Annotated in this window: 15 protein-coding genes; 12 read left to right on the forward strand and 3 right to left on the reverse strand. The window is 40.2% G+C overall.

Annotated features, from left to right (window positions below):
- The first annotated feature begins 33 nt into the window (after nt 1–33).
- Nucleotides 34–1704, forward strand: a complete 1671-nt coding sequence (locus HKX39_RS04325; protein ID WP_171680085.1) for an NAD+ synthase — start codon at nt 34–36, stop codon at nt 1702–1704.
- A gap of 11 nt (nt 1705–1715) precedes the next feature.
- Nucleotides 1716–2054: a P-II family nitrogen regulator gene (locus tag HKX39_RS04330; RefSeq protein ID WP_171680086.1), complete on the forward strand. Its 339-nt coding sequence runs from the start codon at nt 1716–1718 to the stop codon at nt 2052–2054.
- Nucleotides 2055–2127: 73 nt separating this feature from the next.
- Here HKX39_RS04330 and HKX39_RS04335 read toward each other — a convergent pair whose 3' ends face one another.
- Nucleotides 2128–2688 (reverse strand): chorismate--pyruvate lyase family protein, encoded by a 561-nt coding sequence (locus tag HKX39_RS04335; RefSeq protein WP_171680087.1) that lies wholly within the window; start codon nt 2686–2688, stop codon nt 2128–2130.
- A 92-nt stretch (nt 2689–2780) separates the two neighbouring features.
- On the opposite strand from HKX39_RS04335, the gene HKX39_RS04340 reads away from it, so the two are divergent.
- Both HKX39_RS04340 and HKX39_RS04345 read left to right on the forward strand, forming a co-directional pair.
- A complete protein-coding gene (locus HKX39_RS04340; protein WP_171680281.1) occupies nt 2781–3506 on the forward strand; it encodes a pseudouridine synthase in 726 nt (241 codons plus the stop codon).
- A gap of 179 nt (nt 3507–3685) precedes the next feature.
- Entirely contained in the window at nt 3686–4252 is a 567-nt protein-coding gene (locus tag HKX39_RS04345; RefSeq protein ID WP_171680088.1) for a SecDF P1 head subdomain-containing protein, read from the forward strand.
- A 118-nt stretch (nt 4253–4370) separates the two neighbouring features.
- Here the strand turns inward: HKX39_RS04345 and xth are convergent, their stop codons facing one another.
- On the reverse strand, nt 4371–5144 hold the full coding sequence (gene xth, locus HKX39_RS04350; RefSeq protein ID WP_171680089.1) for an exodeoxyribonuclease III: 774 nt from the start codon (nt 5142–5144) through the stop codon (nt 4371–4373).
- A gap of 78 nt (nt 5145–5222) precedes the next feature.
- Here xth and HKX39_RS04355 point away from each other — a divergent pair, with 78 nt between their 5' ends.
- The 8 genes from HKX39_RS04355 to HKX39_RS04390 all read left to right on the forward strand — a co-directional run bounded on the left by HKX39_RS04355 (nt 5223) and on the right by HKX39_RS04390 (nt 14244).
- Nucleotides 5223–6404, forward strand: coding sequence for an acetyl-CoA C-acyltransferase family protein (locus tag HKX39_RS04355; RefSeq protein ID WP_171680090.1), 1182 nt, complete (start codon nt 5223–5225; stop codon nt 6402–6404).
- Nucleotides 6405–6408: 4 nt separating this feature from the next.
- Nucleotides 6409–7209 (forward strand): spermine/spermidine synthase domain-containing protein, encoded by an 801-nt coding sequence (locus tag HKX39_RS04360; RefSeq protein WP_171680091.1) that lies wholly within the window; start codon nt 6409–6411, stop codon nt 7207–7209.
- 80 nt (nt 7210–7289) lie between these two features.
- Complete coding sequence (locus tag HKX39_RS04365) at nt 7290–8261, forward strand: ABC transporter substrate binding protein (protein WP_171680282.1); 972 nt, start codon at nt 7290–7292, stop codon at nt 8259–8261.
- Between the two features lie 155 nt (nt 8262–8416).
- Nucleotides 8417–9295: an ABC transporter permease gene (locus tag HKX39_RS04370; protein WP_171680092.1), complete on the forward strand. Its 879-nt coding sequence runs from the start codon at nt 8417–8419 to the stop codon at nt 9293–9295.
- A gap of 10 nt (nt 9296–9305) precedes the next feature.
- On the forward strand, nt 9306–10100 hold the full coding sequence (locus tag HKX39_RS04375; protein ID WP_171680093.1) for an ABC transporter ATP-binding protein: 795 nt from the start codon (nt 9306–9308) through the stop codon (nt 10098–10100).
- A 270-nt stretch (nt 10101–10370) separates the two neighbouring features.
- Nucleotides 10371–11294: a LysR family transcriptional regulator gene (locus HKX39_RS04380; protein ID WP_171680283.1), complete on the forward strand. Its 924-nt coding sequence runs from the start codon at nt 10371–10373 to the stop codon at nt 11292–11294.
- 93 nt (nt 11295–11387) lie between these two features.
- Nucleotides 11388–12491, forward strand: a complete 1104-nt coding sequence (locus tag HKX39_RS04385; protein ID WP_171680094.1) for an ABC transporter substrate-binding protein — start codon at nt 11388–11390, stop codon at nt 12489–12491.
- 304 nt (nt 12492–12795) lie between these two features.
- Nucleotides 12796–14244 carry an NAD-dependent succinate-semialdehyde dehydrogenase gene (locus tag HKX39_RS04390; protein WP_171680095.1) on the forward strand — a complete coding sequence of 483 codons (1449 nt, stop codon included), beginning with the start codon at nt 12796–12798 and terminating at the stop codon, nt 14242–14244.
- Nucleotides 14245–14692: 448 nt separating this feature from the next.
- Here the strand turns inward: HKX39_RS04390 and HKX39_RS04395 are convergent, their stop codons facing one another.
- A complete protein-coding gene (locus tag HKX39_RS04395) occupies nt 14693–15271 on the reverse strand; it encodes a nitroreductase family protein (protein ID WP_246226029.1) in 579 nt (192 codons plus the stop codon).
- Between the last annotated feature and the right edge of the window lie 23 nt (nt 15272–15294).

Below are 15294 nucleotides of genomic sequence, written 5' to 3' on the forward strand. Positions count from 1 at the left end.
GATAATTTATACGTCTTGTTTAGGTTTTTACTTATGTCTTTATCTATCTCTATTGGTTTAGCCCAAATCAACCCGACTGTAGGGGCGTTTCAGCACAATATCGCCTTGATTGTAGATGCAGCAAGCAAAGCTCATCAACAAGGAGTGGAAATCTTGGTGTTTCCTGAGTTAGCGCTTACCTCTTATCAACCAGAAGATTTGATGTACCGACCGCAGTTCTTGCAAGAGCATCAAGCAGCTTTACAAAGTGTGCTAACTCAAGTGAGTGGTTTACAAGGTTTGCGCATATTATTGGGGCATTTGGATGAGGTAGAAGGACAGCTTTATAATGCTGCCTCATTGATTATCAATGGTGAGATTGTACAGACTTATCACAAACAAGCTTTACCCAATTATGGTGTTTTTGATGAACATCGCTATTTTACAGCTGGCTCACAAGCATCTACTTTTGATTATAAGGGGCATCGTTTTGCTATCGCTATTTGTGAGGATGTCTGGTTGACTGAGGTAGCCACACAGGCTAAAGCACAACAAGCACAGACCTTATTGGTATTAAATGCCTCACCTTATACGATGCATAAGGATGAGCAACGTATCGAAGTATTACGCCAAAATGTCAGTACCCACGGTATGAATACATTTTATTGTAATTTGGTCGGTGGGCAAGATGAGTTGGTTTTTGATGGTAGCTCATTAGCAGTAGATGAACAAGGTAATGCGATAGGTGAGTTAAATGCTTTTGTCAGTGCTTTAGGTATTTATGAGGTAGGGGCATCAGGTATTGCGTTTAGGACCGCGATCAGTTTAGTCGAGCAACAACCAGCAGCAATGGGTCAAAGCATGCTAAAAAATGCGGATGAGCCATTAGAGTCAGAGGTTTGGCGAGCATTAGTTTTAGCAACAGGCGATTATTGCCGTAAAAATGGTTTTAAGACGGTCGTTTTAGGCTTATCAGGGGGCATTGATTCTGCTGTTGTCATGGCGATTGCGGTGGACGCCTTAGGCGCAGATAAGGTGCGTGCGGTGATGATGCCTTCACGTTATACCGCGGATATTTCTGTCAATGATGCGGCAGAAATGGCAAAATGGCTTCATGTCCAATATGACGAAATCGCCATCGCACCGATGTTTAATGCATTTTTAGAGGCTTTAGCACCAAGTTTTACAGGTCTTGCTAGTGATACCACCGAAGAAAACATTCAAGCACGTACACGGGGTGTATTATTAATGGCTTTTTCAAATAAATTTGGTTCATTGGTTCTCACGACAGGCAATAAGTCAGAGTTAGCGACAGGTTATTGCACACTTTATGGCGATATGGTGGGTGGTTTTGCCACCTTAAAAGATATTCCCAAAACCTTGGTCTATCGTCTATCGATTTGGCGTAATAGTATCAGTCGTGTCATTCCAGAGCGTATTATTACGCGCCCACCGAGTGCAGAGTTACGCGAGGATCAAAAAGACCAAGATAGCTTGCCTGAATATGATGTATTAGATGCCATTTTAGAGCGCATGATGGAGCTTAATCAGTCGAGTCAAGAGATTGTTGCGGCAGGATTTAAGGCCGAAGAGGTGGAAAAAATTGCACGCTTATTGAGAATCAATGAATATAAACGTCGCCAAGGTGCGCCGGGTCCTAAAATTACCCGTCGAGCATTTGGTCGCGATTGGCGTGCACCGATTACAAATGGATATCGATATTAAACGAGGATAAGATGAAATTAATTACTGCTATTATTAAACCTTTTAAATTAGATGAAGTGCGTGAAGAACTTAACGAGGTTGGTATTAATGGTCTAACCGTCACGGAAGCAAAAGGTTTTGGGCGTCAAAAAGGGCATACAGAGCTATATCGTGGTGCAGAATATGCGGTCGATTTTTTACCTAAGGTCAAAATCGAAATGGTGGTCAATGATGATTTGGTCGAAACGGCGGTTGAAACGATTGTCCGCGCAGCGCGTACCGGTAAAATTGGTGATGGCAAAATTTTTGTGACGAATGTTGAGCAAGTTGTCCGTATTCGTACTGGCGAGATGAACGAACAAGCATTATAGTGATTTATAACTGTAAGTAGTACGCTATAATTTCTGGGTAAAAAGGGATGGATTTTATCTATCCCTTTTGTTGTTACACCCTTTGCAAATTAGGTAATGCCCAAAAGCTCGGTAAAAAACACTCTGTCACCATTAAAGGTAGTGCATTTTTATAAAAAATAGAGCGACGGGCATAATGGGCTTGATGGACTTGTTCTGGGAAATAGCGCTGTAGTGCTGGATAAAGCACAGATGCTGGGTGGATACGGCTTACTTCAAAGTGACTGCGGATAATACGCGGATCATCATAGAGGATTTCAGCGAGAGGGCGTGTATTTAAATGGCGAATCCCTCGCCAAACAGACTGAGAGGCTTGGATTGGTGTTATACTTCTAGCCCAGACACAAGGTAAATCATTAATACTCATCACTATTTCTCTTACCCAAATGACCGTAGTGTGCGGTTGTTGTAGGGCAATTTTGTCTTCTTCGCACATTGGGCTGGGAGACTCGTTCAGAATATGGATTTTTACCTTACCTAATTGACGTAGTCCTGCTGTTAATGCACCTGAGCGGTTTAACCAGTATTTTTGTAAATGGTTGAGCGAACTGGGTGGAGTGCTTTTCCAGAGATTTTGTAAGATAGATACACTCATGGGGCTGTCATCCTCGTTTATAATAGGCGTATGGTGTTGAGAGCGTATAGATATACCTCTTTTTATAACTAAATTTTAATTGAAAAATAATGATGGAAAAAGTTCGAGTTTCTAAAATATTAAGCGAGCAAGGCATTTGCTCTCGTCGAGAGGCGGATGCTTTTATCGAGCGAGGCTGGGTGAGAGTAGATGGTAAAGTAGCGACCTTAGGTACAAAGGTTTTTCCCTATCAAGAAGTAACCCTTGATAAACAAGCCTTAGCCAGACAGGCTCAGCAAGCCACCATTATTTTAAATAAGCCTGTGGGCTATGTATCCTCGCAACCAGAAAAAGGCTATAAGGCTGCGGTGTCTTTGATTACGCCTGATCGTCAATTTGACCGTGCACATAATAAATTTGACCCCAATCATCTTAAAGGCTTAGCGACAGCGGGACGATTAGATATTGAGTCTCAGGGATTGTTAGTGTTGACTCAAGATGGACGCATTGCTAAGCAACTCATCGGAGAGGATTCTGATGTCGAAAAAGAATATATCGTCCGTGTAGAGGGCAAAACCTCTAGCAATGGCTTAAAACTTTTAAATCACGGTCTTAGTCTAGATGGACAGCCTTTACGTGAGGCAGAGGTTGAATGGATTAATGATGACCAATTGCGTTTTATCTTATGGGAAGGACGCAAGCGACAAATTCGACGTATGTGTGAAATGGTAGGTCTAAAAGTGGTTGGACTTAAACGTGTTCGTATGGGGAATGTTACTTTGGCGGATTTACCACAGGGGCAATGGCGTTATCTAAAACCATTTGAACGTTTTTTATAAGAGACAATCATTTTTGGTATTTAGGTTTGAAGTAATTTGTTGCAATAAAAGCGTGATAATCACGAATATGTTGTTATCACGCTTGGTCATTTCTAATAAAATGTTAAGTTATTAGCGAATTGTTTAGCAATTTAGTAGTATTTATTTTTCTTGTTTTCTGTCTATCGTTGGAAAAAGTTATGCGTCTTAGTCGTTTAAGTATCTGTTTAGGTCTTGTCACTGTTCTTTCAGGTTGTCAAGTGATTGATCGAGTTATGGGAATTACATCAGGTTCTACCGCATCGTCGAGCTTGCCGTCAGATATTCCAACAGCACCACCGCCAAATCAAACCCAAACTAAAGCGCCGACGCCAAAACCATCTCAGCAAAAGGTTAGCTCTTCATTAGTTATTTATGTAGGCGCAACATCAGAGGTGTCAGGTTATACGCAAGTGACTCAAAAAGGGCGTACAGTTTATGTGGATCCGACACAAACATTGGTCTATACAGATTTAAGCAATACACTGGCCGTCTTAGATGAGAGTAATAATCCATATGTGAATTTAGTATTCTCTCAAGCTGGGGCTCAAAAATTATCCGCATTGACTGCAAAAAATGTGGGTAAAAGCTTAATCGTGACGTTAAACAATGAACTCATCTCTATCTTAAAGATTGATGCACGCAATAGCAACGGTATTTTACATGTACCAATGAAGAGCGTTAGCGATGCGCAGACAGTCGAGCGTCGTATTTTAGATGGTGAATAATAATTAAAATATCATTGCACTAATAACAAAATCCCCAGATTGTCTGGGGATTTCTTTTGGACTAAAAATCAATGTCATGTAAAAGTGCTTTTACGACATCAAACGGCTTTTTCTATGTCTAAACAATCTCCACCACCACCGGCGTATGATCAGACGGTCGCTCATTGCCTCGAGGGGCTTTATCAATCGTACTGGCAATACAATGTGGCACGAGCGCATCCGAAATCAACAGATGATCAATCCGTAAACCTGCATTGCGTTTAAAGCCAAATTGTCGGTAATCCCACCAGCTAAAGCTTTTTTCTTCTTGTTCAAATAAACGGAAAGAGTCCTTCATACCTAGATTCAATAAGGCTTGAAAATGAGCACGCTCTGCAGGAGAAACAAGGATATCACCTGAGTATTTAGCATGAACATCTCGGTCTTCGGGAGCAATATTAAAGTCGCCTGTCAGTACTAATTGAGGGTATTGCGTCAGTTGAGCTTTAATATAATGCTGTAATGCCTCAAACCACGCCATTTTATAAGCAAATTTATCACTCTCTAATGAACTACCATTGGGGCAATATACGCCAATGACACGCACTATATCACCATTAGCTTTTTCAATATCGGCAGCGATAAGGCGTTGCTGTTCATCTGCATAGAGCGGGTTATTAATTTGGATATTGTTAAGTGCTATTTTACTTAAAATTGCCACGCCATTGTAGGTTTTTTGTCCTGACCAGGCGGCATGATAGCCAATCGCTTTAAAGGCTTCTTCTGGAAATTTATGTGTTTCCATCTTTAACTCTTGCAGGCAAAGCACATCGACTTGGCTACTATTTAACCAATCAATGACTTGTTCTAAGCGAACGGACAAAGAGTTTACATTCCAACTAGCAATTTTCATATTTAAAATTTAGGCGTGAACGGTTATACTGTTTTTAGAAAACTATTATTGTATATCTATTTGTCAAAGGAGATGTTAATGTCTGAGGTTTATGTTGTATCTGCTATGCGTACAGCGATTGCTTCTTTTGGGGGTGCTTTAAAGGATTTTGCACCTCATCAGTTAGGTACCGCAGTAATGAAGGCTGTTTTAGAAAAGGCGGGAGTTGCACCATCAGATGTAGGACATGTTGTTGTGGGGCAAGTGATTAATACGGAGCCGACGGATTTATATTTATCGCGCGTTGCCTCAATTAATGCAGGGGTTGATATCTCAACACCTGCTTTTAATGTTAATCGTCTCTGTGGCTCAGGTTTACAAGCTATCGTGAGTGCGGCTCAAGCGATTAAATTAGGCGATACGGATGTGGCATTAGCGGCGGGTGTAGAGTGTATGAGTCGTGCACCATACATTGCACCAGCGGTACGTTTTGGTGCTCGTATGGGAGATGCTATGCTACAAGATATGATGTTAGGTACCCTGCATGACCCCTTTAATAAAATTCATATGGGTGTGACCGCCGAAAATCTGGCGTGTGAGTACAATATCAGCCGTGAAGAACAAGACAAATTAGCGTATGAATCACATACTCGAGCCTTAAATGCGATTGATAAAGGCTATTTCAAAGAGCAAATCGTGCCGATTATGCTCAAAACACGTAAAGGCGAAGTGGTGTTTGATACGGATGAGCACCCACGCCGAGATGTTGATTTAGAGAGTTTGGCCAAACTCAAACCCGTTTTTGTCAAAGAAAATGGCACGGTCACCGCAGGTAATGCCTCTGGTATTAATGATGGTGCAGCTGCTGTATTATTGATGAGTGGTGAGGCTGTCAAAGCGAAAGGAGTTAAACCTCTTGCACGTCTTGTTGCTTATGCACATGCTGGGGTAGAGCCTAAAATCATGGGGATTGGTCCAGTTCCTGCAACTAAGTTAGCGCTCGAAAAAGCCGGCTTAAAAGTCGAAGATATGGATGTTATTGAAGCGAATGAGGCCTTTGCGGCACAAGCATTAGCAGTTAGCAAAGCGCTTGGTTTTGATCCGGCTAAAGTTAACCCTAATGGTAGTGGTGTTGGCTTAGGACACCCTGTCGGGGCAACTGGCGCAATTATTACCACTAAAGCAATTTATGAACTACACCGTATTCAAGGCCGCTATGCACTGGTTACAATGTGCATTGGAGGAGGCCAAGGTATTGCAGCAATTTTCGAGAGAGTCTAGAGAGATGCAAAAAACAGCGCCTGATGCCGAACGAGATATGCCCACTCTATCAGAAATGGATGGCGTGCGCTGTTTGCATTTTGATAGTCCTTGGATTCAAGGCGCCATGCAGGTATCCAATCCATCTCGTTTAGTATTTTTATATACCCGCCAAATGATGGGGTGGTTACTTTTTTTAGAAACAGCATCGGTTAAACGAATTGATATGTTAGGTTTGGGGGCAGGATCTTTGACACGATATTGCCTCAAGCATACAAAAGCCGATATTCATTGTGTGGAATGGAATCCGACTGTAACTGCTTTTTGTCATCAATTTTTTAAATTGCCTCGACAACATAAGCGTTTATCCATCACCCACGAAGATGCACAATTATGGGTGGCCAATGAGCAAAATCATCATCAATCACAGGTATTATTAGTGGATTTGTATGACTATACGGCACAGGGGCCTGTGGCAGACTCATTGGAGTTTTATGAGAACTGTTATCGTGTTTTAGGCGATTACGGGGTTTTAGTGGTTAATTTATTTGGACACCATCCTAGTTATCGTAAGAATATTAAACATATCCAAAAAGCTTTTTCTCAGAGAGTATTAATATTTGATGAGACAGAAGATGGTAATCGTATTGTCCTAGCCTTTAAAGGCCCCCATTTACAAGTGAATAAAGAGGATTTACTTGCTCGTGCTCGTGTATTACAACGACATACAGAACTAGAGGCTGTAGAGATGGCGCAGATGATTATCCCTCAGATGGAGAAGAACGCCATAAAAAATAAGGTTTACCCTAATTTTTTAGTTGTTTAAAAGCCGTTATATTGTCGGAAATAATGTGGTGAATGCTGAATTTGCCTGGTTTAATCGAATTTATTTAGTTTTAGGAGTAGATTATGTTGCTTAAAAAATTTAAATTATCAGCATTGGCTGTTGTTCTTGGAATGAGTGCAGCTGGTACTGCCTTAGCACAAGATAAATTTGTGGCAATTACAGCGATTGTTGAGCATCCTGCTTTAGATGCTGTGCGTGATGGTGTTATTAAACAACTAGAGAAAGAGGGTTTTGTCCAAGGTAAGAACCTCAAGGTAAAATATCAAAGCGCGCAGGGTAATACCGGTACAGCAGCGCAGATTGCTCGTCAATTTATCGGTGAAAAGCCTGATACCATTGTAGCGATTGCAACGCCTTCAGCACAAGCGGTCGTGGCCGCCACAAAAACTATCCCTGTGGTATTTGCAGCCATTACAGATCCTGTTGCAGCACAACTTGTCAAAGCAAAAGAGCCCTCGGGCACTAATGTAACTGGCGTATCTGACATTCTTGAATTACAACCACAAATTGATCTCATCAAGCAAGTGGTACCTAATGCCAAAAAAGTCGGTGTTGTATATAACCCAGGCGAAGCAAACTCGGCTGTTGTCGTTAAGCAATTAAAAGAGACGCTAGCGACTCAAGGAATGGAACTTGTTGAAGCCTCTGCGCCACGTTCTGTTGATGTAAGTTCTGCTGCACGTAGTCTTATTGGTAAGGTTGATGTTATCTACACGACGACGGATAATAATGTGGTATCTGCCTATGAGGCTTTAGTTAAAGTAGGTAATGAAGCAGATATCCCATTGGTTGCATCAGATACATCGAGTGTCGAGCGTGGTGCGATTGCGGCTTTAGGTCTTAACTACTTTAATATCGGTGAGCAGGCTGGGGTGATTGTTTCTCGTGTCCTTAAAGGTGAGGCACCGGGTACTATTGCATTTGAAACGTCTAAAAACCTTTCACTACATCTTAATAAGAAAGCCGCTGCTGAGCAGGGTGTTAGTTTAAGTGATGATTTGGTAAAAACAGCAGAAAAAGTCTTTGATTAATTATCTCTAGTACGGATGGCGTAATACAACTTGATTACGCCATTCTTCCTTATAAACAGTGGATTTTATACGCTGTTGTGTAGTTTAAAAAGGATATATCTTTTAAATATCTTTAAAAACTAGGCTTATAAATCCATTTTGGATTTTTAGAATATATGTCATTATTTGCATCCTTAGGCGCGTTAGAGCTAGGTTTTATCTATAGTTTAGTGGCTCTAGGCGTGTTTATTTCTTTTAAGGTTCTACGTTTTCCTGACCTAACAGTTGACGGCACGTTTGCGACAGGTGGGGCAGTGGCTGCTTTGATGATTAGCCATGGCGGCGATCCATTTATTGCCTGTATTGTAGCGATGGTGGTTTGTGGTTTTGCAGGCATGGTCACTGGCTGGCTGAATGTCAAATTAGGTATTATGGATTTATTAGCCTCTATCCTTATGATGACGGCTTTATACTCTATTAATCTGCGCATTATGGATGGACCTAATATCCCACTTATTGTGAGTGATACTGTCTTTAGTTTGACGCAATTTAGCTTTCTTGAAGATTATCACTGGCGTCCTATACTGCTAGCCATTGTCGTCATCGTCGTTAAATTTTTAATGGACTGGTTCTTTGCCACAGAAACAGGTCTCGCTATGCGATCAACAGGCTCTAATCTACGCATGGCTCGCGCTCAAGGAGTTTCTACTGATCGTATGGTAATGTTAGGGATGGCTATCTCTAATAGTCTTGTCGGTTTAGGTGGTGCATTATTTGTTCAATCCCAAGGAGGTGCCGATATCTCTATGGGCATTGGTACGATTGTGATCGGTCTAGCAGCGGTCATTATCGGTCAAAGTATTATTACGGCTCGTCGTTTTATTTACATCACGTTAGCCGTTATTGTCGGGGCGATTTTATATCGTTTCTTTATCGCTTTAGCACTTAATAGTGATTTTATCGGCTTAAAAGCACAAGATTTAAACTTAGTCACAGCCGTATTAGTGACAGTAGCATTAATCTTACCAAAACTTAAACACAAATTAAAAAAATAGGGGGAATGGTATGCTAAAAGCTGAGAAATTATTTATTACCTTTAACAAGAAAACACCCATCGAAACACGTGCTTTGCAAGGGATTTCTTTGGAGATTCCAGAGGGACAATTTGTGACGGTTATCGGTTCCAATGGTGCTGGTAAATCTACTTTTTTAAATGCGATTGCAGGTGAGCTATTGGTAGATGAGGGACATATCTATGTAGATAATGAGGATGTCACGCGTAAACGAAGTTGGCAACGTGCTAATAAAGTGGCTCGTGTGTTCCAAGACCCGATGGCAGGGACTTGTGAGGACTTAACCATCGAAGAAAATATGGCCTTAGCTTATCAGCGTGGTGCAACTCGTGGTTTACGATTTGCGGTCAAAGGAGATATGCGAGAGCTTTTCAAAGAGCGTTTGAGTATTTTGGGTTTGGGTTTAGAAAATCGCTTAACAGACCGGATTGGGCTTTTATCTGGCGGGCAACGTCAAGCTGTAAGTCTATTAATGGCCGCCTTACAACCAAGTAAAATTTTACTTCTGGACGAGCATACGGCAGCCTTGGATCCTCGAACAGCAGATTTCGTGCTACAGCTTACGGCTAAAATCGTTGCCGAGAAAAAGCTCACAACCATGATGGTAACGCATAGTATGAAACAAGCCCTTGAAGTGGGTGATCGTACGGTGATGTTACATCAAGGTAATGTGGTACTAGATGTGAGTGGAGAAGAGCGTAAAAATCTAACCGTACATGATTTATTGCATATGTTTGAAAAAGTCCGAGGTGAACAAATCGAAGATGATGCCTTATTGTTAGGCTAATTTACGACAACTTAACAATGTTTGTCCTTCTTTTTATTGGATTTTGCTCTTGTTTTTTAGATAATGTTCGTAGAGATAAAATTCTAGCTTAAGTAAAAAAAGCGGAACTTTATCAAAAAGCAAGAGGGGAAAAAAACTCGAGTAGGCCGTGGTGGCTTACTCGAGTTTTTTATTGTATATATCTGTAAGTCGCCAACCTTTAGTAAAGAGAAGCTCATGTGCTATCATTACGGCTAATATCACCTAAATAAGGGGGGAGTGACGATGTCAATGGACACTATCCTAGAATTAAAACATCTAAAAACACTATTAACATTAGCAGAAACGGGCACAGTATCCGCAGCTTCGCAACGTTTATTTGTGACCCAATCGGCACTTTCTCATCAAATTCGTGCCTTAGAGGAATATTTCAATACTTCTTTATTTGAGCGTAAATCGAATCCTTTACGTTTTACACCAACGGGTGAACGCTTGCTAAAGTTAGCCCAAGATATTGCCCCCATGATTCATGATGCTCAGCGAGATATTGCTCAACTTGTACAAGGGGAGGCAGGAGAGTTACGCGTTGCGGTGGAATGTCATACCTGTTTTGATTGGCTAATGCCTGCGATGGATATATTCCGTCCCTTATGGCCAAAAGTAGAGTTAGATATTGTTTCTGGCTTTCATGCCGATCCTGTGGCGTTATTACTTACTCATCGGGCTGACTTAGCCATTGTTTCTGAAGTAGAAGAACAAGCAGATGTACACTATCTACCGTTATTTTCATATGAAATGGTGGGTATTTGCGCCAAAGATCATCCATTAGCACAAAAAGACATCTGGGAAGCAGATGACTTTAAGGACGAAACCTTAATCACATATCCTGTGCCAGATGATATGTTGGATTTGGTACGTAAAGTTTTACGTCCAGCAGGGATTAACCCTGCACGCCGACATAGTGAATTAACGATTGCTATTATTCAATTGGTGGCGAGCCGAAGAGGGGTGGCAGCTCTACCTTATTGGACGGTAATGCCTTATTTAGAAAAAGGCTATGTTGTCGCCAAACAGATTAGTAGTACACGATTAACGAGCGAATTATATGCGGCTATAAGAAAATCAGCACACGATAAGACCTATTTGACCGATTTTACTCGAATTGTCCAAGAGCAGGGGTTTGCTAATTTACCGGGTTTAAGTCCGCTGAAGTAACAAATTATCGCAAAAAATTCAAATAATTCTGATAATTATTATCATTAAATGATAGAATGCGAGTATTAATTTTTAAATTAAAAGAGAAGTTTAATGATGAAAAGAAGTCTCGCATTATTAGCTGGTTTATGGTTTTTAAGCATTCCAGCACAAGCGGAAGTTGTGACAATCAAGGATACTTTAGGTCGCGAAGTAAAAATAGATGTTCCTGTTAAGCGTCCGATTTTAACCTTTTATTACCCAGATTATATTGCCGCAACAGGCGTGGAAAATTTCCAAAAAGTTGTGGGTATTTCGCGTGAATTCTGGGAAAAATTTAATCCAGGCAGTTGGAGTTTGTTCAGTGAAAAAATCCCGTCATTAAAAGATATTGCTGATGTAGGCTATGTCGTAACAAATACATTTTCATTGGAAAAAGCGTTAACGCTAAAACCAGATGTGCTTGTCATACCTGAAATTCAATTTAAAGCCTTAGAAAGCGAAATTGCGAAGCTTGAACAAATGGGCATTCCTGTTGTGGCTGTCGACTTTAATGATCAAACCGTCGAAAAACATACAGCAAGTGTGCGTATTTTCGGCAAACTTGCCGGTACAGAAGAGAGGGCAGAACAGTTAGCCAAAGAGTATGCTGAGGGTATGGCTGAGATTAAAAAACGTGTCGCTAACGCTAAACAAGCCAAGCCAAAACTTTATTTCGAATTTGGTAATAAAGGACCTTCTGAGTATAGTTACACTTACGGTAAAAATATGTGGGGAGCAATTGCGGAACAAGTCGGAGCAGACAATATTAGCGCACCATTTATTGAAAACTGGGGACATATTAATCCTGAACAGTTTTTGACCTCAAAACCAGAAGTGATTATGATTTCAGGGACGGAGTTAGGTCATGATACGAATCCGGATATTATGTCGATGGGTATTCATATTAGCGAAGAAGATGCACAAAAACGTCTCGCTGGTTTTACAAAACGTGCGGGCTGGGAAAATATGCCGGCCGTAAAAAATAATCGTATTTACGGCTTATACCAGAGTGCATCGCGTTCAATTAGCGATTTAGCTAGCGCACAATTTATGGCAAAAGCTTTATATCCAGAAGTCTTTGCTGATGTAGACCCTTTGAAAACCTATATGGATTTCCATAAAAAATATTTGCCAATTACACCGACAGGTACTTTTTATATTCAGTTAAAGAAATAAATAGGGAGATAAAGCGGCACATGGTGTCGCTTTAATCATTGTAAAACCTCCAAGAAGGCTTTCATTATAGGGAAAATAAAACAATAAAAATCTCGGTATGATCATCATATCCTACTCATAAATAATTCGTATAATGTATATTATGTAAAGTTGAGTATTAGAAATAATATAAGCTATCAAACAATTACACTACTATCTCATTAATTCAAATAAAAATATATCCATATAACACGCTATTAACTGAATCTATGTTTATAATAAGCATTTATTTATTGACAGCTTAATACGTACAGGTTTCTTATCCATGCAGTTAAAAGACGAAGGTTTACTGAAAACTCAGTGTTATATCAATGGCGAATGGTACGAAGCCTTATCCTTTGAACATATTGAGATTCATAATCCAGCCACCGGGGAGCTAATTACCAAAGTTCCCAAGATGTGCCAAAAAGAAGCAGAAATTGCAATTGAAGCCGCTAATAAAGCCTTGCCTCAATGGAAAAAAACACCAGCCAAAGAACGTAGTCGCTTACTTAAGCAATGGTATGCACTTATTATTGAGCATCAAGACGACTTGGCCACGATTCTTTGTGCAGAACAAGGCAAGCCTTTACCTGAGGCAAAACGAGAGATTGTCTATGGTGCGAGCTATATTGAATGGTTTGCCGAAGAAGCTAAACGTATTGACGGGGATATCATCCCTGCTCCAGCTGTCCATCAAAAAGCCTTAGTAAGTAAGGAAGCTATCGGTGTTTGTGCTGCTATTACGCCTTGGAATTTCCCTAATAGTATTGTCACGCGTAAAGTAGGTCCTGCGTTAGCTGCAGGTTGTACGTTTGTGCTTCGCCCCGCCTCTCAGACCCCTCTTTCGGCTCTGGCGCTGGCTGAATTAGCAGATCGAGCAGGTATTCCTGCTGGTGTCTTTAATGTTATTACTGGGACTCATGCCATTGGGGATACCTTTACCCGTAGTCCTATTGTGCGTAAATTTAGCTTTACGGGCTCAACAGCCGTCGGTTCACAATTGATGGCACAATGTGCGGGTACAGTTAAAAAGGTTTCTCTTGAGCTAGGTGGTAATGCGCCGTTTATTGTGTTTGATGATGCGGATATAGAGGCCGCGGTCAAAGGTCTGGTCACAAATAAATATCGTAACGCGGGTCAAACCTGTGTTTGTTCGAACCGGGTTTATGTGCAAAGTGGTATTTACTCGCTATTTATCCAAAAATTACGCGAAGCTGTCAGTCAATTAAAAGTTGGTAATGGCTTTGATCCAGATGTTATTGTAGGTCCTTTAATCGATCAAACAGCCATTCATAAAGTGCAAGAGCATATTCAAGATGCTTTAGCTAAAGGGGCGTTATTAGAGTTAGGCGGTCATCCTCATGTAGCGGGAGAATTATTCTTTGAACCGAGTATTCTATCTGGTGTTACACAGGAGATGAAAATAGCTCAAGAAGAAACGTTTGGTCCCCTCGCCTCTATTTTTAAGTTTGATACAGAGGAAGAAGTTATTCGCTATGCCAATGATACGATTTATGGTTTAGCCGCTTATTTCTTTTCAAAAGACTTAGCACGTATCTTTCGGGTATCAGAAAGCTTAGAATACGGCATGGTTGGAGTAAATACCGGAACATTATCCAATGAATTAGCGCCTTTTGGTGGTATTAAGCAATCAGGTATCGGTCGTGAAGGTTCTAAATATGGAATTGATGATTATTTGGAACTAAAATATACCTTACTATCAGGTGTTTGATAGAAATGCTCACTTATTTTAGTGAGCATTTTTTATTGATGCAGATTATTCATTATTTCATTTAAAATCAAATTATTATAAAGTATATCAATAAAATAGATTAATTATTATTCTTAGTGCATTGATTTTAAAAAAAATTATTTGTAAAAATATAAAATACATTACCATATATTTATAACTTATTGAATATAATAAATATTTATTTATACGTCTTAAATGTTATGTGACAATAAAATATCGACAAACAACTTTAAATAATAGATATAACTACATGATATTAAATAATAATTAATACAATATTAATCTACAGGTTTAAATTTATTTTTTATCTTGTTGATTATTATGGATTTATTATTGACCAGATGGCATTCTAAGATTGACTCGTTCAATAAAAAAGCCAGCTTAACTTAGCTGGCTATCTCTGTGGTGAAGCATAGAGACTATGGCATTACTTCCCTGTCCACTCTTCCACAAATTCTGTATAAGATTTACGCTCTTTTTTGGGAATAGCCACCTTAGGTGTACCTACCGCTAAGAATCCCATAAAACGATAATCTAATGAATCAAATCCTAAGGCTGCCTGAAACTCATCATCGTAAGTAGCAATGCCTGTACTCCAGAATGTCCCATAACCCAATGCATTTAAAGCATTCATCATATTCATAACAGCACAACCTGCTGATAACATACGCTCTGACTCTGGAATTTTGGTATTGCTATAATCAATATGGCAAGCAACAGCAATAATTAATGGTACTTCTGATAGCCATTGACGAGACGCAGCCACCTTTTCCTCAGGAAACGGATTGTCACTACGTTGGCGAATAGTAATCCCTAAATCAGCAAATTTTTGGATATTTTCACCACGAATCAGTTTAAAACGCCAAGGGGTCAAGTTACCATGGTCTGGGGCAGCAACAGCAGCTTGTAATGCCAAGGCAAGTTCTTCGTCTGACGGTGCTGGTGCCACGACCATTTTCATTGAGTTGCGGTTGATTAATAATTCCACTGCTTCTAGGTTTTTCATCTTTATCCTTTTCTATCAAGCTC

It is taken from the genome of Pelistega suis, from assembly GCF_013133795.1.
GTDB lineage: Bacteria > Pseudomonadota > Gammaproteobacteria > Burkholderiales > Burkholderiaceae_B > Taylorella > Taylorella suis.

What these genes read in the sequence shown, in the direction of transcription:
- HKX39_RS04325 (WP_171680085.1), top strand. Translation starts at nt 34, where the DNA reads ATGTCTTTATCTATCTCTATTGGTTTAGCCCAAATCAACCCGACTGTA.
- HKX39_RS04330 (WP_171680086.1), top strand. Translation starts at nt 1,716, where the DNA reads ATGAAATTAATTACTGCTATTATTAAACCTTTTAAATTAGATGAAGTG.
- HKX39_RS04335 (WP_171680087.1), bottom strand. Translation starts at nt 2,688, where the DNA reads ATGAGTGTATCTATCTTACAAAATCTCTGGAAAAGCACTCCACCCAGT.
- HKX39_RS04340 (WP_171680281.1), top strand. Translation starts at nt 2,781, where the DNA reads ATGGAAAAAGTTCGAGTTTCTAAAATATTAAGCGAGCAAGGCATTTGC.
- HKX39_RS04345 (WP_171680088.1), top strand. Translation starts at nt 3,686, where the DNA reads ATGCGTCTTAGTCGTTTAAGTATCTGTTTAGGTCTTGTCACTGTTCTT.
- xth (WP_171680089.1), bottom strand. Translation starts at nt 5,144, where the DNA reads ATGAAAATTGCTAGTTGGAATGTAAACTCTTTGTCCGTTCGCTTAGAA.
- HKX39_RS04355 (WP_171680090.1), top strand. Translation starts at nt 5,223, where the DNA reads ATGTCTGAGGTTTATGTTGTATCTGCTATGCGTACAGCGATTGCTTCT.
- HKX39_RS04360 (WP_171680091.1), top strand. Translation starts at nt 6,409, where the DNA reads ATGCAAAAAACAGCGCCTGATGCCGAACGAGATATGCCCACTCTATCA.
- HKX39_RS04370 (WP_171680092.1), top strand. Translation starts at nt 8,417, where the DNA reads ATGTCATTATTTGCATCCTTAGGCGCGTTAGAGCTAGGTTTTATCTAT.
- HKX39_RS04375 (WP_171680093.1), top strand. Translation starts at nt 9,306, where the DNA reads ATGCTAAAAGCTGAGAAATTATTTATTACCTTTAACAAGAAAACACCC.
- HKX39_RS04380 (WP_171680283.1), top strand. Translation starts at nt 10,371, where the DNA reads ATGGACACTATCCTAGAATTAAAACATCTAAAAACACTATTAACATTA.
- HKX39_RS04385 (WP_171680094.1), top strand. Translation starts at nt 11,388, where the DNA reads ATGATGAAAAGAAGTCTCGCATTATTAGCTGGTTTATGGTTTTTAAGC.
- HKX39_RS04390 (WP_171680095.1), top strand. Translation starts at nt 12,796, where the DNA reads ATGCAGTTAAAAGACGAAGGTTTACTGAAAACTCAGTGTTATATCAAT.
- HKX39_RS04395 (WP_246226029.1), bottom strand. Translation starts at nt 15,271, where the DNA reads ATGAAAAACCTAGAAGCAGTGGAATTATTAATCAACCGCAACTCAATG.